The 19,264-nt window shown below is 62.7% G+C and carries 20 protein-coding genes; 8 read left to right on the forward strand and 12 right to left on the reverse strand.

Annotated features, from left to right (window positions below; translation table 11 throughout):
- Positions 1–19: 19 nt before the first annotated feature.
- Positions 20–850, forward strand: a complete 831-nt coding sequence (gene nudC / locus JET17_RS09405; protein WP_012313742.1) for an NAD(+) diphosphatase — start codon at positions 20–22, stop codon at positions 848–850.
- Here nudC and JET17_RS09410 read toward each other — a convergent pair.
- From JET17_RS09410 to JET17_RS09430, 5 genes are all read right to left on the reverse strand, one after another.
- Positions 818–1,597 carry a TSUP family transporter gene (locus JET17_RS09410; RefSeq protein ID WP_012313743.1) on the reverse strand — a complete coding sequence of 260 codons (780 nt, stop codon included), beginning with the start codon at positions 1,595–1,597 and terminating at the stop codon, positions 818–820. The genes nudC and JET17_RS09410 overlap by 33 nt on opposite strands.
- Positions 1,598–1,800: 203 nt before the next feature.
- Positions 1,801–2,631: an alpha/beta fold hydrolase gene (locus JET17_RS09415; protein ID WP_012313744.1), complete on the reverse strand. Its 831-nt coding sequence runs from the start codon at positions 2,629–2,631 to the stop codon at positions 1,801–1,803.
- 98 nt (positions 2,632–2,729) lie between these two features.
- Positions 2,730–4,085 carry a glutamine synthetase family protein gene (locus tag JET17_RS09420; protein ID WP_012313745.1) on the reverse strand — a complete coding sequence of 452 codons (1,356 nt, stop codon included), beginning with the start codon at positions 4,083–4,085 and terminating at the stop codon, positions 2,730–2,732.
- Between the two features lie 9 nt (positions 4,086–4,094).
- On the reverse strand, positions 4,095–4,646 hold the full coding sequence (locus tag JET17_RS09425) for a helix-turn-helix domain-containing protein (RefSeq protein WP_012313746.1): 552 nt from the start codon (positions 4,644–4,646) through the stop codon (positions 4,095–4,097).
- Positions 4,639–5,928 (reverse strand): NAD(P)/FAD-dependent oxidoreductase, encoded by a 1,290-nt coding sequence (locus tag JET17_RS09430; RefSeq protein ID WP_012313747.1) that lies wholly within the window; start codon positions 5,926–5,928, stop codon positions 4,639–4,641. Before JET17_RS09430 ends, JET17_RS09425 begins: the two co-directional genes overlap by 8 nt.
- Positions 5,929–6,063: 135 nt before the next feature.
- Between JET17_RS09430 and JET17_RS09435 the strand changes: the two genes are divergently transcribed.
- The 3 genes from JET17_RS09435 (at position 6,064) to JET17_RS09445 (ending at position 9,254) form a co-directional block, all read left to right on the forward strand.
- Positions 6,064–6,951 (forward strand): LysR substrate-binding domain-containing protein, encoded by an 888-nt coding sequence (locus JET17_RS09435; RefSeq protein WP_012313748.1) that lies wholly within the window; start codon positions 6,064–6,066, stop codon positions 6,949–6,951.
- A 93-nt stretch (positions 6,952–7,044) separates the two neighbouring features.
- On the forward strand, positions 7,045–8,154 hold the full coding sequence (gene aguA / locus JET17_RS09440) for an agmatine deiminase (RefSeq protein ID WP_012313749.1): 1,110 nt from the start codon (positions 7,045–7,047) through the stop codon (positions 8,152–8,154).
- On the forward strand, positions 8,154–9,254 hold the full coding sequence (locus JET17_RS09445; protein ID WP_012313750.1) for an extracellular solute-binding protein: 1,101 nt from the start codon (positions 8,154–8,156) through the stop codon (positions 9,252–9,254). The genes aguA and JET17_RS09445 overlap by 1 nt, the downstream gene beginning before the upstream one ends.
- Before the next feature lie 50 nt (positions 9,255–9,304).
- Here JET17_RS09445 and JET17_RS09450 read toward each other — a convergent pair whose 3' ends face one another.
- From JET17_RS09450 to yegQ, 4 genes are all read right to left on the reverse strand, one after another.
- Positions 9,305–10,303: an alpha/beta fold hydrolase gene (locus JET17_RS09450; protein WP_012313751.1), complete on the reverse strand. Its 999-nt coding sequence runs from the start codon at positions 10,301–10,303 to the stop codon at positions 9,305–9,307.
- Positions 10,304–10,378: 75 nt separating this feature from the next.
- Positions 10,379–10,816 carry a YqaA family protein gene (locus JET17_RS09455; RefSeq protein ID WP_012313752.1) on the reverse strand — a complete coding sequence of 146 codons (438 nt, stop codon included), beginning with the start codon at positions 10,814–10,816 and terminating at the stop codon, positions 10,379–10,381.
- Positions 10,816–11,244, reverse strand: coding sequence for a DUF411 domain-containing protein (locus JET17_RS09460; RefSeq protein WP_012313753.1), 429 nt, complete (start codon positions 11,242–11,244; stop codon positions 10,816–10,818). The genes JET17_RS09455 and JET17_RS09460 overlap by 1 nt, the downstream gene beginning before the upstream one ends.
- A gap of 116 nt (positions 11,245–11,360) precedes the next feature.
- On the reverse strand, positions 11,361–12,722 hold the full coding sequence (gene yegQ, locus JET17_RS09465) for a tRNA 5-hydroxyuridine modification protein YegQ (RefSeq protein WP_012313754.1): 1,362 nt from the start codon (positions 12,720–12,722) through the stop codon (positions 11,361–11,363).
- Between the two features lie 129 nt (positions 12,723–12,851).
- Here yegQ and JET17_RS09470 point away from each other — a divergent pair, with 129 nt between their 5' ends.
- The gene (locus JET17_RS09470) at positions 12,852–13,916 is read left to right on the forward strand and encodes an AI-2E family transporter (protein WP_012313755.1); all 1,065 of its coding nucleotides are present in this window, start codon (positions 12,852–12,854) and stop codon (positions 13,914–13,916) included.
- A 28-nt stretch (positions 13,917–13,944) separates the two neighbouring features.
- Here JET17_RS09470 and JET17_RS09475 read toward each other — a convergent pair whose 3' ends face one another.
- The gene (locus JET17_RS09475) at positions 13,945–16,011 is read right to left on the reverse strand and encodes a TonB-dependent receptor family protein (protein WP_012313756.1); all 2,067 of its coding nucleotides are present in this window, start codon (positions 16,009–16,011) and stop codon (positions 13,945–13,947) included.
- Between the two features lie 230 nt (positions 16,012–16,241).
- Between JET17_RS09475 and JET17_RS09480 the strand changes: the two genes are divergently transcribed.
- Both JET17_RS09480 and JET17_RS09485 read left to right on the forward strand, forming a co-directional pair.
- A complete protein-coding gene (locus JET17_RS09480; RefSeq protein WP_012313757.1) occupies positions 16,242–16,490 on the forward strand; it encodes a response regulator transcription factor in 249 nt (82 codons plus the stop codon).
- 7 nt (positions 16,491–16,497) lie between these two features.
- Complete coding sequence (locus JET17_RS09485; RefSeq protein ID WP_012313758.1) at positions 16,498–16,860, forward strand: hypothetical protein; 363 nt, start codon at positions 16,498–16,500, stop codon at positions 16,858–16,860.
- On the opposite strand, the gene JET17_RS09490 is transcribed toward JET17_RS09485, so the two are convergent.
- Positions 16,857–17,243 (reverse strand): helix-turn-helix domain-containing protein, encoded by a 387-nt coding sequence (locus tag JET17_RS09490; RefSeq protein ID WP_012313759.1) that lies wholly within the window; start codon positions 17,241–17,243, stop codon positions 16,857–16,859. The genes JET17_RS09485 and JET17_RS09490 overlap by 4 nt on opposite strands.
- Before the next feature lie 201 nt (positions 17,244–17,444).
- Between JET17_RS09490 and JET17_RS09495 the strand changes: the two genes are divergently transcribed.
- On the forward strand, positions 17,445–17,720 hold the full coding sequence (locus JET17_RS09495; protein ID WP_012313760.1) for an ogr/Delta-like zinc finger family protein: 276 nt from the start codon (positions 17,445–17,447) through the stop codon (positions 17,718–17,720).
- A gap of 74 nt (positions 17,721–17,794) precedes the next feature.
- Here JET17_RS09495 and nuoN read toward each other — a convergent pair whose 3' ends face one another.
- A complete protein-coding gene (gene nuoN / locus JET17_RS09500; protein WP_012313761.1) occupies positions 17,795–19,264 on the reverse strand; it encodes an NADH-quinone oxidoreductase subunit NuoN in 1,470 nt (489 codons plus the stop codon).

Here is a 19,264-nt window from a genome sequence, read left to right on the forward strand (position 1 = left end):
GCAGTAGAGGAACCCCGAAATGTCAGCACGCTGGACTAGCGCAGTACTCGACCCGCAGATCACCGGGGGCTGGGCCGTCGCCCGCAGCCCGGAAGGGTTTTTGGTGGACGCCAACGGCGCGCTGTTCCCCCGCGACTGGCTCAAGCGCCAGGACCTGGATGTGCTGGCCGAGCACGGCATCGGCCATTTCGACGGCGAGCCGGTGTTCCTGCTGGAGCTGCGCAGCACCGCCGAGGTGCCCGGTTGCGGCTGGCGCGGCCTGCGGTCGTTCATGCTCGAAGGTGATTTCGATCTGTATAAAGTGCTTGGCTACGCCGCGCAGATCGGCACCTGGGCGCGTGAGCACCGTTTCTGTGGCAGCTGCGGCCAACCGATGACGCAGATCCGCTGGGAGCGGGCGATGTACTGCCAGCCCTGCGACCTGCGCAGCTACCCACGCATTTCGCCGAGCATGATCGTGCTGGTGACCCGTGGCGACGAAATCCTGCTGGCCCGGTCGCCGCGCTTCGTCACTGGCGTTTACAGCACCCTCGCAGGCTTTGCCGAACCAGGCGAGTCGGCCGAGGACTGCCTCGTGCGGGAAGTGCGTGAAGAGGTGGCGGTTGAGGTCACCAACATCCAGTACGTCGGCAGCCAGTGCTGGCCGTTCCCGCATTCGATGATGCTGGGCTTCCATGCCGAGTATGCCGGCGGCGAGATCGTCATGCAGCCGGACGAGATCGAAGACGCCAGGTGGTTCAACGTGCACGACCTGCCACCGCTGCCAGCCGGGCGCTCCATCGCCCGGTACCTGATCGATCTGTATGTCGCCAGACGTTCAGGCCTGCCCGAACCAGTGTTGCCACGCTAGGCGCACGGTCAGCGCCAGCACCACGGTGATGAACACCGGGCGGATGAACTTGCTGCCGCCACTGATCGCCGTGCGTGCGCCGAAGAACGCGCCGACCATCACCGAAAGGCCCATGCACAGGCCGACGACGTAATCCACCTGCCCGGAAATGATGAACACCGTCAACGCCGCGATGTTGCTGACGAAGTTCATGCTGCGCGCCACGCCGCTGGCGCGGACCAGGTCGATGGGGTAGAGCAGCAGGGTGCTCACGGTCCAGAAAGCACCGGTGCCGGGCCCGGCCACGCCATCGTAGAAGCCCAGAGTGAAGCCCTGCGGGAACTGCCACTTCTTCCTGATCGGCGCATCGGCATCCAGCGGCGCTTTGGGCGTACCCCCGAACAGCAGGTAGATGCCGCAGGCGAAGACGATCACCGGCAGCATCTTGTTCAGCCATTCGGCCGGCATGTAGTGGGCGACGACCGCCCCGATCAGCGCGCCGACCAGCGTGGCGAACAAGGCGGGGCGCCACTGCGCCGGGTGGAACAGCTTGCGCTTGTAGTAGGTGAAGCCTGCGGTGGCCGAGCCGAAGGTCGAACTGAGCTTGTTGGTGCCCAGCACCAGGTGTGGCGGCATGCCGGCGGTGAGCAGTGCCGGGGTGGTGAGCAGGCCACCTCCGCCGGCGATGGCGTCGATGAAACCGGCGACGAAGGCGACCAGGGCGAGGATCAGCAGGGTTAGTGGTTCTACGGTGAGTTCGAAGGGCATGGGTGTCTGGCAGGCAGGAGGCAGGCAGGGTGCGGCAAACTGCCGCGCTAGAAGGGCACCATGGTAATCCCGGGCGGGATGCGTTGCCAGTGCCGGTCTCTTCGCTTGGCAAGCCCGCCCTCACAGGTTTTGCACAGTGCTCAAGACCGGTGATAGTCCTGTGGGCCGGCTTGCCGGCGATGAGGCCGGCGTGGAAGGTCACGTCAGCTTCGGATAAAGGCCAGCAAATCCGCATTGATCACATCGGCATGGGTTGTCGGCATGCCGTGCGGGAAGCCCTTGTAGGTCTTCAATGTGCCATTGGGCAGCAGCTTGGCCGACAGCGGGCCGGAATTTTCATAGGGAACGATCTGGTCATCATCGCCATGCATCACCAGCACTGGTTGCTGGATCTTCTTCAGGTCTTCGGTGAAGTCAGTCTGGGAAAACGCCACGATTCCGTCGTAGTGCGCTTTGGCGCTGCCGATCATGCCTTGGCGCCACCAATTGGCAATGACCCCTTCGGCCGGCTCGGCACCGGGCCGGTTATAGCCATAGAACGGCCCGGTCGGCACATCGCGGTAGAACTGTGCCCGGTTACTCGCCACCTGTGCCTGGAAGCCATCGAACACCGACTTGGGCAAGCCGCCGGGGTTGTCTGGCGTTTGCACCATCAAGGGCGGTACGGCGGCGATCAGCACCGCTTTGGCCACCTTGTCGCCTGGGTAGCGGGCCATGTAGCGCACCACTTCGCCGCCTCCGGTGGAGTGGCCGACATGCACCGCACCCTGTATACCCAGGTGCTCGACCACGGCGGCCACGTCATCGGCGTAGTGGTCCATGTCATGGCCGTCCCATACCTGGCTGGAGCGGCCGTGGCCGCGGCGATCATGGGCCACGACACGGAAGCCCTGGGCGAGGAAGAACAGCAGTTGTGAATCCCAGTCGTCGGCACTGAGCGGCCAGCCGTGATGGAAGTGGATGACCTGCGCATCGCGCGGGCCCCAGTCCTTGTAGAAGATCTGAACACCATCCTTCGTGGTCACGTAGCTCATGGTCGCGTCTCCTCTGTGCAGGGGGATTGCCAATTGAGCTATTCAGAATAGGAGAGTTTTCTGTGTTGTCAGTACCGGCCTCTTCACTGGCATCTGTCTCAAAGGAACCACCGGTACTCCCGGGCACTGACCTCCTGCATGAACGCGAGATGGTCCTGGCGCTTGTTCTCGCAATACACCATCACGAACTCTTCCCCCAGCCCTTCATTCACGGCCGGGTGCCCACGCATGGCTGCGACTGCGCCAAGCATTTCCTTGGGAAAGTCGACCCCGCTGGCGCGATCTTCATTGAGCGGCGCGATCGGCTCTTGCGCGGCATCCAGTCCATGCTCCATCCCGCACAAGATCGCTGCCAGCACCAGGTAGGGATTGGCATCGGCACCCGCCAGCCGGTGTTCGATACGCACGTTGCGCGCATCCGATTCCGGGATGCGGATGCACGCATCACGGTCTTCAAAGCCCCAGCTGGCGCGGCTGGCGGCATTGACCATGGCACCGTACCGGCGAAAGGCATTGTGGTTGGCGGCGAATATCGGCATGCAGTGCGGCAGCAAGGCCAGGCAACCGGCCACGGCATGGCGCAGCGGGCGCTGCTGGTCGGCCGCCAGCAGGTTGTGGCCGGCCATGTCGTACAGGCTGACGTGTACGTGCATGCCACTGCCCGGCGCTTGCAGGTAAGGTTTGCTCATGAACGAGGCACGCAGCCCGTGCTTGAGCGCAACGCCACGCGTACTGCGGCAGAACAAGGCAGCCCAGTCGGCGGCGCGCAGGCCGTCGTCGCAGTGGCCGAAGTTGATCTCGAACTGGCCAGGACCCAGCTCGGCGGTGATGACGTTGGCGTCGACCCCTTGCGCGTTGGCGGTATCGACCATGTCGCGCAGCACGTCGCTGAACCGCGACAGCCGTTCGATGTGCATGTTGGGCTGGTCGTCGGGGTCATCGCTGAACGGGTCGCGGGGGAACTGCGGCAGCCCCTGCTTGAGTGCCCGGTCGAGCAGGTAGAACTCCAGCTCGAACGCCACCACCGGGCGAATGCCGCGCCGTTCAAAGCGCTGCAGCACGCGGGCGAGCACCTCCCTGGGCTCGAACTCGATGGGCGAGGCGGTGCCGTCGGAGCTGATCAGCATCTGGCCCAGCGGTTCGCGCTCCCAGCTGACCGGCTTGAGTGTGCCGGGCACCAGGCGCCGCAGGGCGTCCGGGTCGCCGTCGTTGAAGCAGTAGTCGCCAATCGGGAACAGCCCGCCTTGCACGCCCAGCAGCACGCAGTTCTGCGGCAGTTTCAGCGGGCTGCCGGCGGCGACCTTTTCCAGCATGTCGATGGGGTAGCGCTTGCCGTAGAAATGCCCGGGGATGTCTAGGCTCAGCAGGTCGACGTGGCGTACTTCGGGGTAACGGGCGCGGAAGGCGCGGACTTCACTGAGCAGATCGGCAAAGCCTGTCGTTGTTGTTGTCATGCTGTGCTCTCATCGGAATACCCAGAGGACACGGGTCGTCTGGTCGGTCAGGTTGGCGTAGCGGAAATGACTGTGCGCAGGGAGCTGGAAGCTGTCATTGGGGCCGAGTGTGACGGCGTCCGGGTGGCCATCCAGCCATAGGGTCAGCGCGCCTTCAAGGACGAAACCGCCTTGTTCGGCGCTGTCGTCCAGATGCCCCTCGCCACTGCTGGCGCCGGGCGCCAGGTGGCTTTCGAGCATGGCAAAGCTGCCGTTGAGGGTCGGCGAGACCAGCACATCGCTGATGCCTTCGGCGTAGTAGATCGTGCGCCTTTCACCGGGGCGGGTGACCCAGTCGAGTTCGCGCGGCTGGCTGGCTTGGTAGAAATAGGTGGTGGGTACGTGCAGCGCCTCGCTGATCGCAGTGAGGTCGGCTACGGTCGGCTGCGACAGGCCGCGTTCGACCTGGGAGAGAAAGCCCAGCGAGCGCTTGACCTTGATCGCCAACTCGCCGAGCGTCAGCCCGCGGTGCTTGCGCAGGCCACGAATCAGCAGGGCCAGGCCCTGGGCGTCTTCAGACATGATCGCGCATCCGGTACCAGGCTTTGGCCGCGGCCTCCAGCGGGGCAGCCAACAGGTCACCGCCCGGGAAGCGACCATTGTCGATGCCCTGGTACAACGCCAGCAGGTCGTCGTCGCCCAGGATCGCGTCGCTGACCGCGCGTGCTGCTGCCAGGGTTGGCAGTACGCCATGGCCGGAAAAGCCCTGCAGCCAGTAGCGCTGGGCGTCGCGGCCAATGTCCGGGGTGCGCTGGATGCTGCAGTCGATATGCCCGCCCCAGGCATAGTCGATGGTAACGCCCGCCAGTTGTGGGAAAACACGCTCAAGGTACGGGCGGGTGGCGCTGGCCACGTCCTTGGGAATACCGCCCAGGTAGGTGCAGCCGCCGCCGAACAGCAGGCGGTGATCAGGGGTGAGGCGGAAATAGTCCGGTACGAACTGGTTGTCGATCACGCAACTGTTGCGTGGCAGCAGCGACCGGGCGAAATCCGCGTCCAGTGGCGCGGTTGCCACTTGATAGGAACCGACCGGTAGCAGCCGGCGCGACAGGTTGCGGTCAAGGCGGTCGATGTAGGCGTTGCAGGCCAGCACCAGCACATCACCGTGCACTTCGCCATGGTCGGTGCGGGCAACATAGCCATTGGCGCTCTGCTGGTATCCGATTACCTGGCTTTGCTCGAAGATCTGCCCGCCGGCAGCCTCGATCACGCTGGCCAGGCCCTGGGCCAGTTTCAGCGGGTTGAGGTGCGCGCCCCTGGCGTCGTACAAGGCAGCCTGGTAGCGCGGGCTGTCGATCCACTGGGGCAACTCGTCACGGCCGATCAGGCGCAGGGCATCGTAGCCCCATTTCTGTTCGGCATCATGCAGGGCGTGTTCCAGCATTCTCACCCGGCGTGGCAGCACCGATGTCCAGAGGCTGCCGACCCGATAATCGATATCGAAGCCGTGCCGTTGCGGCAATTCACGCATTTCGTCGGCAGCCCAGCACATGCTGTCCCAGAGGCGTCGGCTGCGCTCCACTCCCAAGGCCTTCTCGATGGGCGGCATGTCGCACGACCAGCCCAGTAGCGCCTGGCCACCGTTACGACCGGATGCGGCCCAGGCCACCCTGCTGGCTTCCAGCAGGGTCACACGCTTGCCGGCCAGGGCCAGGCGCAGGGCAGTGTGCAGGCCGCTGAAGCCGGCGCCGATGATGATCACGTCGGTGTCGTGCCGGCCTTGCAGGGTAGGGCGCAGGGGAATGCTGGCAGGGTAGGTGCAGGCGTAATAACTGGCGACGTGCTGGGCGGATTGCTTGAACATGCCTTGGTCTCATGAAATTTTTAATGATTATTTTCATGAAAATTTAGCAGGGAATTTTCATCGCGCCAGTCGAGTCGCGTTGGCGATATGATCGGGTGGCCGTACAGCGTCTCCACGCACCTGCCAGGACTACCTATGCGCCGCCTGCCTTCCCTGACTGCCCTGCGCACGTTCGAGTGCGCCGCCCGCCACGGCCACTTCGGCCGTGCCGCCGCCGAACTGTGTGTCACCGACAGCGCGGTAAGCCACCAGATCCGCCAGCTCGAGGAGCAGCTTGGGGTCACGCTGTTCGAACGCATTGGCCGCCAGGTGCGGCCCAGCGCCGAGGCCGAGCGGCTGTTGCATCACCTGCAGCAGGCCTTCGAACTGATCGGCAAGGCCTGTGACGAACTGCGCGACCCGGCATCGCAGGCGGTGCTGCGGGTGGCGGTGACTGCCGAGCTTGCGCAGAAATGGCTGGTGGCGCGGCTCGCCGACTTCAGTGGCCGTTACCCGCACATCACTCTGCACCTGCTCGAGCAACCCATCGCCGCAGGAGCCCCGGCGCTGGATGTCGACCTGGCCATCACCTATGGCACCAGCACACTCGACGCCAGTACCCACTTCGTCAGGCCCTTGCCGCTGCTGCAATTCTTCCCGGTGTGCAGCCCAGGCCTGTTCAACCAGGGCGGCCTGAAGCGCCCGCGCGACCTGGTGCGCCACTGCCTGTTGCACGACGATCAGGATGGCCGGACCTGGACCACCTGGCTGGCTACCCATGCCGACGATGCCTTGCCCACTCGCCAGCTGTACTTCCCGCATGCGGCCCTGGCGCTGGAGGCGGCGCTGCTTGGGCAGGGCGTGGCCATGGGGGACAACCTGACCTGCCAGAGCGATTTGCAAAGCGGCAGGCTGGTGCGGCCTTTCGGTGCCAGTGTCACCGCGCAGGGGCAATACGCACTGGTGTGCGAGCGGTTGCGCCTGGAGCGTGCTGCGGTGGCGCACTTCATCGAATGGTTCATTGAACAGTTGGGTGATAGCTGAATTGAATTCAACTATCGCTGAGTTTTCATCGTTGGATGAGTCAGGCCGGCCAGCGTAGCGTGCAGGCATCACTCACCGACATGAGGTTGACCCATGGCACGTTCGCTCACCACCACGCCCAAGGGCGATGGTTTCCGCTTGCCTGGCGAATTCGAACACAAGGCAGGCTGCTGGCTCGGTTGGCCCGAGCGGCCAGATGTGTGGCGCAATGGCGGTAAGCCGGCGCAAAAGGTCTGGGTCGAAATTGCCACCGCCATCGCGTCCAGCGAACCGGTCACGGTTTGCGCGTCTGCTGCCCAGTACGCCAATGCCCGGCGCTTGCTGCCAGCGCAGGTGCGGGTGGTGGAAATGACCTGCAATGACACTTGGTTCCGAGACAGCGGCGCGTGCTTCGTGGTCAACGACAGCAGCGGCGAAGTGCGCGGTGTGGACTTCGAATTCAATGCCTACGGCGGCCTGGACGGCGGCCTTTATTACCCGTGGGACAAGGACGACCAGATCGCCCAGAAAATCCTCGAAATCGAAGGTTTGGACCGCTATCGCGCGCCATTGATTGCCGAACTCGGCGGCATCCAGAGCGACGGCCAGGGCAGCCTCTTGACCACCGAACAGTGCCTGCTCAACCGTAACCGCAATGCCCACCTGGGCAAGGATGAAGTCACGCGCCGGCTTGAGGACTACCTGGGTGCCGACCAGGTGATCTGGCTGCCGCGCGGTTGCAAGTTCGACGAAACCGATGGCCACGTCGACGACCTGGCGTGTTTCGCGCGGCCCGGTGAAGTGGTGCTGCAATGGACCGACAACCGTGAAGACCCACAGTGGGAGATCTACCAGGAGGCTTACGATATATTGCGCAGCACCCGCGATGCTCGCGGGCGGGAACTCAAAGTTCACAAGCTGCCCCAGCCCGAGGTGCTGCAGTGGACGGCCGAGGAAGCTGCCGGGCTGGATCAGGTCGAAGGCACGCACGTGCGGGAGGCCGGCACCCGGATCTGTGCCTCCTACATCAACTACTACGCCGGCAACACGGCCATCGTCGTGCCGCTGTTCGGTGACCGCAATGACAGCGTAGCCCAGGCCACCCTGGCTGAACTGTTCCCCGGCCACCGTATCATTGGCATCGACAATTCGCGGGAAATCCTGCTCGGTGGCGGCAATGTCGCCTGCATCACCATGCCTCAATACGCCGGAGGCCGCCGCTGATGAACCTGACCCTGCTCGCGGCTGCACTCGCCTTGGGCTGCGTGGCGTCGGTGGCCCAGGCGGCCGACGCACAACAGCCGACCGTCAACTTGTATATCTGGGGCGAATACCTTGCCCCGGACACGTTGACCAACTTCGAGAAGGAAACCGGCATTCGGGTGGTTGCCGACCACTTCGACTCGCTGGAAACCGCAGAGACCAAGTTGCTTACCGGCGGCAGTGGCTACGACGTGGTGCTCAGTGCCGGTCAGCACTTGAGCCGGGCGATTGCCAGCGGTGCCCTGCAGCCGCTGGACAAGGCGCAGTTACCGCACTTGGCGGGTGTCGGCGAGGAGTTTCGCCAGCACATGGCACTGTATGACCCTGGCAACCGGTATGCCGGGACCTACGCCTGGGGCACCACCGGCGTGGGTTATCAGCAGCAGGCGGTGGCGGCGCGCATGGGCGAGGCGCCAGTGGGCAGCTGGGCGATGCTGTTCGACCCGCAGGTGGTGGCCAAATTCGCCGACTGCGGGGTCAGCCTGCTCAACGACCCCAACGAGGTGTTCGCCGCGGTGATGCGTTACATGGGCCTGGACATCAACCAGCAACGCTTGGAGGACCTCAAGGCTGCAGAGCTGCAGCTGCGCAAGATTCGCCCGTATATCCGCTACTTCGACAATGACCGCAACATCAACGACCTGGCCAACGCAGAGACCTGCGTGGCTATGTCGTGGAACGGCAACGTGGCGATCGCCCAAGCCCAGGCGCAGCAGGCGGGCAAGGCGTTCAACCTGGCGTACAGCATCCCTGAGGAAGGGACGCTTATCTGGCTGGATGCATTGGTGGTACCCAAGGATGCCCCGCATCCCCAGGCAGCCTGGAAGCTGCTGGACTACCTGATGCGGCCGGAGGTGATTGCGCCGATTACCGATACCATTCATTACGCCAACGCCATCACGGCTGCGGACGGCTTGGTGGATGCGCAGATTCGCAATGCGCCGGGCACTTATCCGCCCGCGCAGGTGAGGGCACGGTTGTATGGCAAAAACGACAACAGCAAGGCGTTCAACCGTGAGCTGACCCGAGCGTTCAGCCGGTTGAAAAGCGGCAAGGGTTGACCGGCACCGCTTGTTTGCCAAGGAGGCGCAAGGCGCCCCCCACTAAAGCTTCAGCGCCCAAGCCACTCGATCAGGGTGTTGTTGAAGCGCCGTGGCTCTTCGATCTGCGGCGCGTGCCCCATGCCCTCGAAGGTCACCAACTCGCCTTGTGGAATCAGCTTGGCCACGTGCGGCCCCAGCTCCTTGTACTTGCCCAGCCGCGCCTTGACCTCGGGTGGTGCGATGTCACTGCCAATGGCTGTGCTGTCTTGGTCGCCTATCAGCAGCAGGGTCGGCATCTTCAAGTTCTTGAACTCGTGGTACACCGGCTGGGTGAAGATCATGTCGTAGATCAGCGCCGAGTTCCACGCCACGGCTTCATGCCCAGGGCCCTTGTTCAGCCCGGCCAGCATCTGGACCCAACGCTCGTACTCAGGTTTCCAGCGCCCGGCGTAGTAGGTCTTGCGCTCGTACTCACGCACGCCGTCGGCATCGAGCTTGAGTTCGCGGGCATACCACTGGTCCACAGTGCGGTAGGGCACGCCGAGGGCTTTCCAGTCTTCCAGGCCGATCGGGTTGACCATGGCCAGGCGCTCGACCTGTTGCGGGTACATCAACGCGTAACGGGTGGCGAGCATGCCGCCGGTGGAATGGCCGAGGATGATCGCTTGCTTGACGCCCAGCTGCTCCAGCAGGGCATGGGTGTTACTGGCCAACTGATGGAAGCTGTATTGGTAATACCCTGGCTTGCTTGAAGTGCAGAAGCCGACCTGGTCGGGCGCGATGACTCGGTAACCGGCCTGACTCAATGCATCGATAGTGGTTTCCCAGGTGGCGGCGCAGAAATTCTTGCCATGCATCAGCACCACGCTGCGGCCGTTGGCCTGGCCTTTGGCAGGCACGTCCATGTAGCCCATCTGCAGGCTCTGCCCTTGGGACTGGAAGTCGAAATGCTTGAGGGGGTGCGGGTAGCTAAAGCCTTCGAGCTGCTTGCCGTAGGTGGGTGATTCGGCGGCGATGGCGGGGGCGCCGATGAGGCAGGCCAAGGCCAGGGCGGTTGCGCGCAGCATGGGGGCACTCCGTGTAGGACCATGTAGGAATTGGCGACTTTAGCAGCCGCAGAAGCACCTTAAACGTTAAAGGTGTTACCAGGCATGAAACCAGCCCAAGGTAATCACGGCTACCACTATGTAACGCCCGCCCTTTGCCAGCGTGACCAGAAGCACGAAACGCCAGAACGGCTCACGCATGATCCCGGCAATCAGGGTCAACGGGTCACCGATCACCGGCATCCAGCTCAGCAGCAGCGACCATTGCCCCCAGCGCTGATAGCGCTGCTGGGCGCGTTCCAGTTGACGGGCGCTGAACGGGAACCAGCGCTTGTCGCGCAGGTGTTCGATGGCCCGGCCCAGCAACCAGTTGACCACCGAACCGAGGACGTTGCCCAGGGTGGCGACCAGCAACAGGGTCAGCCAGGCGTCGGGTTGACGCAGCAGCAGGCCCACCAGTACCGCCTCCGATTGCAGCGGCAGCAGTGTGGCGGCGCCAAAGGCGCTGAGAAACAGCGCCCAGAGGCTCAGCATCAGTAGTTGGCGACTACGGTGTCCTGGCCATCCCGGGTTACCCCGATGACTTGATAGGCGTCCTTGCGATCACCCATTTCCATGCCTGGCGAACCCACCGGCATGCCAGGCACGGCCAGGCCCTTGAGGTCGTTGCGCTTGGCCAGCAGACGCACCTGCTCGGCCGGGACGTGGCCTTCGACGAACTTGCCGTCGATCACCCCGGTGTGGCATGAAGCCAGCCGCGGCGCCACGCCCAGCCGCTGCTTGACGGCGCTCATGTTCGGTTCGACATGGTCGTTGACGGTAAAGCCGTTGTCACGAAGGTGGCTGATCCAGGCCTTGCAGCAGCCACAGTTGGGGTCGCGGTAGACGTCTATGGTTTCGGCAGCCTGGGCCAGGCCGGTGATGGCCAGCAGGCCGAGCGCGATCAGGTGTTTATGCAGCATGGTCGAACGACTCCTGTGGGTAGGCAGGCGCCCCGCCCGCCATGCGAATGAGCTGCAGGATAGCGCAGGCGGCTTGCAGGCGCGATATGCGCTGGCAGGGTACTGGCCAGCAACTGTCAGCTGGCTGAACTGGACATTACACCTTTGTCAGCCAGTTCGTCCTGGCACAGGTCGCGCATCAGCAAGCCGTATTCCAGTGCTACCTGCTCCGGGATCGGCAGGTAGACCACATGGCCGTCCCCGGGCGCCACGTCGATGGCCTGCTGGTGGCGGCCATACAGGTTGTGCAGGTCGAAATGATAGTTGCCGCGCGGGGTCATCAGCTCCAGATGATCGCCTACTGCGAAGCGGTTCTTCACCTTGACCTCGGCCAGGCCGTCCACCCGTGCACCGGTCAGTTCGCCGACGAACTGCTGGCGCTCGGACAGCGAATTGCCCCGCTGGTAGTTCTGGTACTCGTCATGCACATGGCGCCGCAGGAAACCCTCGGTGTAGCCTCGTTGGGCCAGCGATTCGAGGTTGTCCATCAGGGCCCTGTCGAAGGGGCGCCCGGCAGCGGCATCGTCAATGGCCTGGCGGTACGACTGCACCGCACGGGCGCAGTAGAAGTGCGACTTGGTGCGGCCCTCGATCTTCAAGGAGTGCACACCCATGGCCGCCAGCCGCTCGACGTGCTGGATGGCGCGCAGGTCCTTGGCATTCATTATGTAAGTGCCGTGTTCATCTTCGAAGGCGGGCATCTCGGTACCGGGGCGATTGCTTTCGTGCAGCAGGAACAGCTGATCGGTCGGTGCGCCCTGGCCCAACGTCGGCTCGACCTCGCGCACGATGTCGCCAGCAGCGTTCTCGATAGCTGGGGTGGCACTGTACTTCCAGCGGCAGGCGTTGGTACATGTGCCCTGATTGGCATCACGCTTGTTGAGGTAGCCCGACAGCAGGCAGCGGCCAGAGTACGCCATGCACAGGGCGCCGTGGACGAACACTTCCAGTTCCATGTCAGGCACGTGCTGGCGGATTTCGTCGATTTCTTCGAGTGACAGCTCCCGCGACAGGATCACCCGGTTCAAGCCCAGTTGCTGCCAGAACTGCACGCTGGCCCAGTTGACCGTATTGGCCTGTACTGAGAGGTGCACAGGCATCTGCGGGAAGTGCTGGCGCACCAGCATGATCAGGCCGGGGTCGGACATGATCAGCGCATCGGGCGCCATGTCGATCACCGGCGCCAGGTCCTTGAGAAAAGTCTTGAGCTTGGCATTGTGCGGCGCGATGTTCACCACAACGTAAAAGCGCTTGCCCTGTGCATGGGCCTCCTGGATGCCCAGCGCCAGGTTGGCATGGTCGAATTCGTTGTTGCGCACCCGCAGGCTGTAGCGTGGCTGGCCGGCGTAAACCGCGTCGGCGCCGTAGGCGAATGCATAACGCATGGTCTTGAGGGTGCCGGCAGGGGCCAGCAGTTCAGGCTTGGCGGGGATGTTCATGTGCGCACCGGGGCAAAGGCGCGGATGCTAAGGCCAGCCTGCGTTGCGCGTATTGATTTGAATCAAGGTGGGCATGGCACTTTTACCAAAGTGGTGTGCACTAATGTCCAGCACTCACGAGGAACCGCCATGAACCAAACCGCTTTGCAGAACAAGGCCCTGGCAGTATTGCTGGCGCTGGTGACCATTGCCTTCGGCTGGATCCTGCTGCCGTACTATGGCGCCATCTTCTGGGCGGTGATCCTCGGCATACTGTTCGCGCCGCTGCAGCGAAACCTGCTGATGCGCTTTGGCAGGCGGCGTAACCTGGCGGCGGCGACCACCTTGCTGATTTGCCTGTTGGTGGCCATCTTGCCAGTGATCATCACCAGCGCCTTGTTGGTGCAGGAGGGCGCCACCCTTTATCAGCGCATCGAGAGCGGGCAACTGGATATCGCCGGCTATGTCGAGCGCGGCATGAACATGCTGCCGCCTTTCATGCAGCACAGCCTGGACAGCATGGGCATGGGCAACCTGGAAGGGTTGCGCGACAAGATCACCAAATGGGCTACCCAGGGTAGCCAGATACTGGCCACCCAGGCCTTCAGTTTCGGCCAGGGCACCTTCGAGTTTCTGATCAGTTTCGGCATCATGCTTTACCTGCTGTTCTTCTTTCTGCGTGAGGGCGCGGACGTGGCGCGGCGGGTACGCCTGGCCGTGCCGCTGCCAGAGCACCAGAAGCGCCGCCTGCAGTTGAAGTTCAACCGTGTGGTGCGCGCTACGGTGAAGGGCAATGTGCTGGTGGCGATCACCCAAGGCGCCTTGGGTGGTTTCATCTTCTGGGTGCTGGATATTCCCAGCGCGCTGGTCTGGGCGGTGATGATGGCGTTTCTGTCACTGCTGCCGGCAGTGGGCGCGGGGATCATCTGGGCGCCGGTGGCGGCGTATTTCCTGTTGACCGGGGCGATCTTGCAAGGGGTGATCCTGACCGCGTTTGGCGTGCTGGTGATTGGTCTGGTGGACAACCTGCTGCGGCCGATCCTGGTGGGCAAGGATACGCGGATGCCCGACTACCTGATCCTGGTGTCCACCTTGGGTGGGTTGGCCGTATTCGGGCTCAACGGGTTTGTGATCGGGCCGCTGATCGCGGCGCTGTTCATGTCGAGCTGGGGCATTTTCGCCGCGACCAAACCGCAGGTGCAGTTGCCTCAATAGGGGACTGTTGCGCAGCCCAGGCAGCGCTTCAACGGAAACTGTATGAAACCCCGGCATATACGCCAAACCCTTCCCCTGGCGTCGACCGGGCAATGTCCTGCCCTGCATCGTCGTACCCCGGCGTTACCGTCGCCGCATAGCGTTTATTGGTCAGGTTGCGCAGGTCCAGCCAGGTCTGCCAGTCCTGTTTCGGCGAGTCCCAGCCCAGGCGCGCACCGAGCAGGGCGTAGGCATCGGCGTGGTAACTGTTGGCGTAATCGACTTGCACCTTGGACGCCATCTGCGTGTTGATTCCGGCATGGAAGCCGCTTGGCCAGTCGTAGCGCAGTTCGGCCTGGTAGTAATGCACGGGAATGCCAGGTAGGCGGTTATCGCCGAAGGTGTCATCGTCCCGGTAGTGGAAATCACTGAACGTGTAGGCCTGGCGCAAGCTGAGCTTGCCAGTGCCAGCGTGCTCCCAGAGGGTGCTGTCCAGGCCGGCTTCGACGCCCTGGTGCAAAGTGGCGCTGGCATTGACCTCCTTGGCCGGGAGCCCTGCCTCGATTTCAACGGCCAACAGTTCATGGCGCACTTGCGAGTAGTACCAGGCCAGGTCCCAGCGGCCCAGCGCCGAATCGCCGCGCGCGCCCAGTTCCAGCGTGGTGGCTGTCTGGTTTTGCAGTTCGATCGGCTGCGTGGCGACCGTGGAGCTCCAGATCAGTGACCATGGGTGGGGTGGCTCGACGGACCGGCTCAGGTTGCCATACACCTGCAGTTGCGGGTTGATGTCGTAGCGCAGGCCCAGGCGCGGTGCGTAGTCCCAGTCATGCTGGCTGACCTTTCCACCGCTCTGCGGATAGGTGACTGCGCTTTCACGGCGGGTATAGATCATCGCCAGGCCAGTGGTCAGCCACAGGTCCGGGATCAGCTCCAGATCGTTGCCGACATGCAGGACGGTATCCGACCCCTGATAGCTGAAGTCGCGGCTGCGTGCACCGAAGTTGTCGCCAGTGGTGCGGGCAAACTGCGAGGCGCCGCTGTTGGGCAGGTGCTTGGTGGTTCGCCAGCCCACGGTGGTGTTGCTCTGATGGCCCAGCAAGGTGTCGCGGCGCACGTAGTTAAGGGTGCCGCTGACATCGGTGTAGGCGACCTTCAGGCGCATCGGGCCTTCACGCAGGTCCATGGGGAAATCGTGGTACACCAGCCCGGCTTCCACACGGGCATCGTCCTCAAGGTAGAAGGTGGTCTTGTTGGCCGCCCAGGTGCTGCCCGGTTGCGGCCGGCTGTCGTCGCGCGCCAGGTAGGCGGCGTTGGCGGCACGAGGGTCGTGTTTGATCTGGTCCTTGGTCAGGCGCCCGGCCAGCTCGTTCTCGGTTTCCCGGTAGCGCAGGTAGAAGCGCGTTTCCAGGTTGGGGTTGAAGCGATAACCAGCGTTGGCAGCGATGCCTTTGGCGCTGCCGCTGCTATGCGTCTGGTAGCCGTCATATTCCGAGTCGGTGAGGGCTACGTAGTAGTCGAGGTTGCCCAACACCTGACCCGAGCTGACGTGCCTGTGCTGATAACCGCGGCTGCCGGCCTCGTACCGCACCTGTAACGGCGCGGCATCGTAGCCGGTATGCGTCACATAGTTGATTGCCCCACCCAGCGCCAGCGCGCCCTGATCGAAGCCGTTGGCCCCTCGCCGCACTTCGGCGCGGCTCAGCCACAGCGGCTCGAACAGCTCGTAAGGTGTACCGCCCGGACCAGTCAGCGGCAGGCCGTCGAACATCGTGTACACCCCTGAACCATGGGCTCCTGGCGCACGGTTGATGCCTGATCCGCGGATGGAAAGCTTGATGCCATCGTTACCAGCAGACTGGGCGAACACCCCCGGCTGGTAGGCCAGCACGTCCTGGTTGCTGGCCACCCGTCCTTGCCCCACGCGCCGCATGTCAACCAGATTGCTGGCACCGGGCACTGCCTGCAGGCGCTCGCGGGCGTCTTCCATTTCGCTTTGTGCTTCGTCACTGATCAGCACCTCGCCCAGTTCGACCGCAGGCGCGGCAGACACGTGCTGGGCGACAGTGAAAAGGGCAACAAAGCCAATGCAGGGTGAGGGGGGCAACACGGGGCGCATCGTACAACTCCAGGTGAAAAGGGCAGGCAACGGCGTTGTGACGAGCGAAACGCCGTGCAGAGCACGGAGAGTTTCAGTTAATTGAAAGCAGCCATTTTAGGACGGCTGTGTAGGACGGCGATCTACAACCCGTATGAATGGCACACGTGTTTTGGGATTCGTAAGGTGGAGTCCTACCGCGTCAGCCCGATAGCTGACGTGAACTGGCGATGATTTTTTGGAGTTCGGTGATGAAAGCCAACACGCAACAGATCGAAGATAGCCAAGCGGATACGCCTATTCGCCTGACCCCGAGAGAGCAGCAGGTATTGCTGTGGTGCGCCTATGGCAAGAGTTCGTGGGAAATCGGTCAGATCCTGCAGTGCCAGGAATCGACGGTTAATTTCCATGTGGGCAACATCCTGCGCAAATTCGATGTATCAACGCGCGTCGCCGCCGTGATCAAGGCCATTCGCTACGGCATGCTCGCAGAGCAGTGAGGCACTCATGAATGAAGTCGCATTGATTGATGGTGCCTTGTCCAGCGTTGTGGAGTGGCTCGAACGCGACGGGCGGGTGCTTTTCGGTGCAGTGTTGGGCGCTTTACTGGTGAGCGCGGCACGTGATCGGCTGGTCATCATTTCGCGCAAGCGGCTTACGTTGGGCAAGCAAGCCTTGCTGGCTCTTCTCACCGTTGGCGTGGGCTACCTGTTCGAGCCGCTGTTGCAAGCTTTGGCTCCCATGCTTTCCCGGGGCATGGCTGCTTTCGTTGCTGCGGTCGTGGTGGTCCCGATCAGCCTCAAGGTCATGGTGTGGCTGGATGCGGTGGACCTTCGAGAAATCGTGCAGCGTTGGCGCCGTCGCAGTTAGCCCTCGGAGGTATCCTGCACACGGTAGGCAAGTGCATCCAGTTTCTTCTCCAGCTCCTGGATGCGCTGTTTGTCCTTGATGTATAGCAGCGTTGCCTCGCGATCGGCGTATGAAAGGCTGCGCAAGCGTTCGAGGATGTCAACTTCCCAGTCTTCACCGGTGTGCGAGGTACCCTTGCGCTCACCCATCAGCAGCCAGTCCAGCGAGCAAGCATGCTGACGAGCCATTTCTACGCACAATGAGTATGGGATGCTGCCACGTACCTTCCAGCTGCTCAGTGTCTGCGGGCTTACATCAAGCGCCCTGGCCAGCTGGGCGTCGCTTTCTGACTGGGTAAGTTGCTTGAGGCGGGCCAGCACCGAGGCGAAAAAACGGCTACTCATGACAGATATCCATGGCTGGTTTAATGACATTCCCTAGGCTTAAACTACTCGTTACGAATATTAACCCTGCAATATGAGGAACTTTATCGGCATGAACAGCAGTTTGATGAAAACCCCTTCTAATACCGTAGACAATACTGACACAAACGGACGATCAACCTTACAGCCTTTGCCATTGCTCGGCCTTTACAGGTATCTACCGTGAGTACTTACAAACTGGTCTGTCCCCACTGCCATAGCCGGATGCGCATACGCACCAGCGAAGGGCGCCACATTTTCCTCAGAGTGGCCTATTTGCAATGCACCACGGAGGCGTGTGGCTGGTCGGTGAGGGCCGAGTTCGAAATGACCCATGAACTGTCACCCAGTGGAATGCCTAATCCGGATGTGTACTTGCCATCGGCCAGCAGTGATTTACGCAGGACGGCACTGCGCCGCAGTGAAGATGTTGCGTCTGGCAGGCAAGCGGAACGGTAGCGTAGCCGGCACTGCTTGCAGCGCAGATAAAAAAACACCCCGCATGAGCGGGGTGTTTGGTATTGCCTGTTCGATCAGCCGATCAGTTGCAGGCCAGCCTGCTGGACCATTTCCAGCAATGGCTGCGGGTATACACCCAGTACGAAAGCGAGAATGGCGATCGCCAGCAGCATCACGCCGCCAGTACGCTGTTCCCACTTCAGCGGCGCATCGTGGCGGCGCAGGTTCGGCTCGACCAGGTACAGGGTGACCATCACGCGCAGGTAGTAGTAAACGCCGATGGCGCTACCGACCACCAGGGCACCGACCAGCCACCACAGGTGCGACTCGACGCCAGTGGCGATGATGTAGAACTTGCCGATGAAGCCAGCGGTCAGCGGGATACCGGCCAGCGACAGCATCATCACGGTCAGTACTGCAGTCAGGTATGGGCGGCGCCAGAACAGGCCGCGGTATTCGTACAGCGCATCGGCATCACGGCCGCCGTAAGGCGAGGACATCAGGGTGATGACACCGAACGCACCCAGGCTGGTGATCACGTAGGTGACCAGGTACACGCCCATCGCTTCCATGGCCAGGCCCTTGCTGGCGATCAGGGCGATTAGCAGGTAACCGAAGTGGGCGATGGACGAGTAACCGAGCAGACGCTTGAGGTTGCTCTGGGTCAGCGCCAGCAGGTTACCCACTAGGATCGATGCGACCGCTATCACCGCCAGAACAGTACTCAGCACGCCGCTGCTGGCAGCAGGGGAGAGCATGAACAGGCGTACGACCACGGCGAACACTGCGACCTTGCTCGCGGTGGCCAAAAACGCGGCGACCGGTGCCGGGGCGCCTTCGTACACGTCCGGGGTCCACAAGTGGAAGGGTACCAGCGACAGTTTGAAGGCCAGGCCGACCAGCATCATGCCCAGGCCCAGTTGGGCCACCAGGCTTGGCATGCTGGTGGCGGCCAGGCTTTTACCGATCTGGTCGAAGCTCAGGCTGCCGGCATCGGCATACAGCAGGGCCATGCCGAACAGCAGGAAGGCCGAGCCTGCGGCCGACAGCACCATGTACTTGATGCCGGCTTCCAGCGAACGTTTGTTGAAGAAGGCGTACGCCACCAGGCCGTAGACCGGTACCGACAGTAGCTCCAGGCCGATGAACAGGCCGGCCAAGTGGTTGGCGCTGACCAGCACCAGGCCACCGAGAGCCGACATCAACAGCAGCAGGTAAAGTTCTTCACGGTTGCCCGGGAAACCCTTGGAGCCTTCACCGAGATAGGCGTGAGCCAGTGTGACGCAGGCCAGCGTAGCCACCAGTACGATGGCCATGTACAGGCAGGCGAACTTGTCGATGGTGATTAGCGAGGTGACCGCCAGCGGCGCAACCTTCAGCGCCGGCAGAATCGACAACAGGGCCAGGTTCAGGCCCACGGTGGACAACAGGAAGGTCTGCGAGTGATTGCGCTTCCAGGCGATCGCCAGCATCACCACCACCGTGGTGATGGTGGTGATCAGCATCGGCGCCAATGCGATGAAGTGTTGAGTGGTGAATTCCAT

It is taken from the genome of Pseudomonas putida, assembly GCF_016406145.1.
Lineage (GTDB): Bacteria > Pseudomonadota > Gammaproteobacteria > Pseudomonadales > Pseudomonadaceae > Aquipseudomonas > Aquipseudomonas putida_E.

Excerpts from the sequence above, each read along its gene's own strand:
- nudC (WP_012313742.1), top strand. The coding sequence starts at position 20 with ATGTCAGCACGCTGGACTAGCGCAGTACTCGACCCGCAGATCACCGGG.
- JET17_RS09410 (WP_012313743.1), bottom strand. The coding sequence starts at position 1,597 with ATGCCCTTCGAACTCACCGTAGAACCACTAACCCTGCTGATCCTCGCC.
- JET17_RS09415 (WP_012313744.1), bottom strand. The coding sequence starts at position 2,631 with ATGAGCTACGTGACCACGAAGGATGGTGTTCAGATCTTCTACAAGGAC.
- JET17_RS09420 (WP_012313745.1), bottom strand. The coding sequence starts at position 4,085 with ATGACAACAACAACGACAGGCTTTGCCGATCTGCTCAGTGAAGTCCGC.
- JET17_RS09425 (WP_012313746.1), bottom strand. The coding sequence starts at position 4,646 with ATGTCTGAAGACGCCCAGGGCCTGGCCCTGCTGATTCGTGGCCTGCGC.
- JET17_RS09430 (WP_012313747.1), bottom strand. The coding sequence starts at position 5,928 with ATGTTCAAGCAATCCGCCCAGCACGTCGCCAGTTATTACGCCTGCACC.
- JET17_RS09435 (WP_012313748.1), top strand. The coding sequence starts at position 6,064 with ATGCGCCGCCTGCCTTCCCTGACTGCCCTGCGCACGTTCGAGTGCGCC.
- aguA (WP_012313749.1), top strand. The coding sequence starts at position 7,045 with ATGGCACGTTCGCTCACCACCACGCCCAAGGGCGATGGTTTCCGCTTG.
- JET17_RS09445 (WP_012313750.1), top strand. The coding sequence starts at position 8,154 with ATGAACCTGACCCTGCTCGCGGCTGCACTCGCCTTGGGCTGCGTGGCG.
- JET17_RS09450 (WP_012313751.1), bottom strand. The coding sequence starts at position 10,303 with ATGCTGCGCGCAACCGCCCTGGCCTTGGCCTGCCTCATCGGCGCCCCC.
- JET17_RS09455 (WP_012313752.1), bottom strand. The coding sequence starts at position 10,816 with ATGCTGAGCCTCTGGGCGCTGTTTCTCAGCGCCTTTGGCGCCGCCACA.
- JET17_RS09460 (WP_012313753.1), bottom strand. The coding sequence starts at position 11,244 with ATGCTGCATAAACACCTGATCGCGCTCGGCCTGCTGGCCATCACCGGC.
- yegQ (WP_012313754.1), bottom strand. The coding sequence starts at position 12,722 with ATGAACATCCCCGCCAAGCCTGAACTGCTGGCCCCTGCCGGCACCCTC.
- JET17_RS09470 (WP_012313755.1), top strand. The coding sequence starts at position 12,852 with ATGAACCAAACCGCTTTGCAGAACAAGGCCCTGGCAGTATTGCTGGCG.
- JET17_RS09475 (WP_012313756.1), bottom strand. The coding sequence starts at position 16,011 with ATGCGCCCCGTGTTGCCCCCCTCACCCTGCATTGGCTTTGTTGCCCTT.
- JET17_RS09480 (WP_012313757.1), top strand. The coding sequence starts at position 16,242 with ATGAAAGCCAACACGCAACAGATCGAAGATAGCCAAGCGGATACGCCT.
- JET17_RS09485 (WP_012313758.1), top strand. The coding sequence starts at position 16,498 with ATGAATGAAGTCGCATTGATTGATGGTGCCTTGTCCAGCGTTGTGGAG.
- JET17_RS09490 (WP_012313759.1), bottom strand. The coding sequence starts at position 17,243 with ATGAGTAGCCGTTTTTTCGCCTCGGTGCTGGCCCGCCTCAAGCAACTT.
- nuoN (WP_012313761.1), bottom strand. The coding sequence starts at position 19,264 with ATGGAATTCACCACTCAACACTTCATCGCATTGGCGCCGATGCTGATC.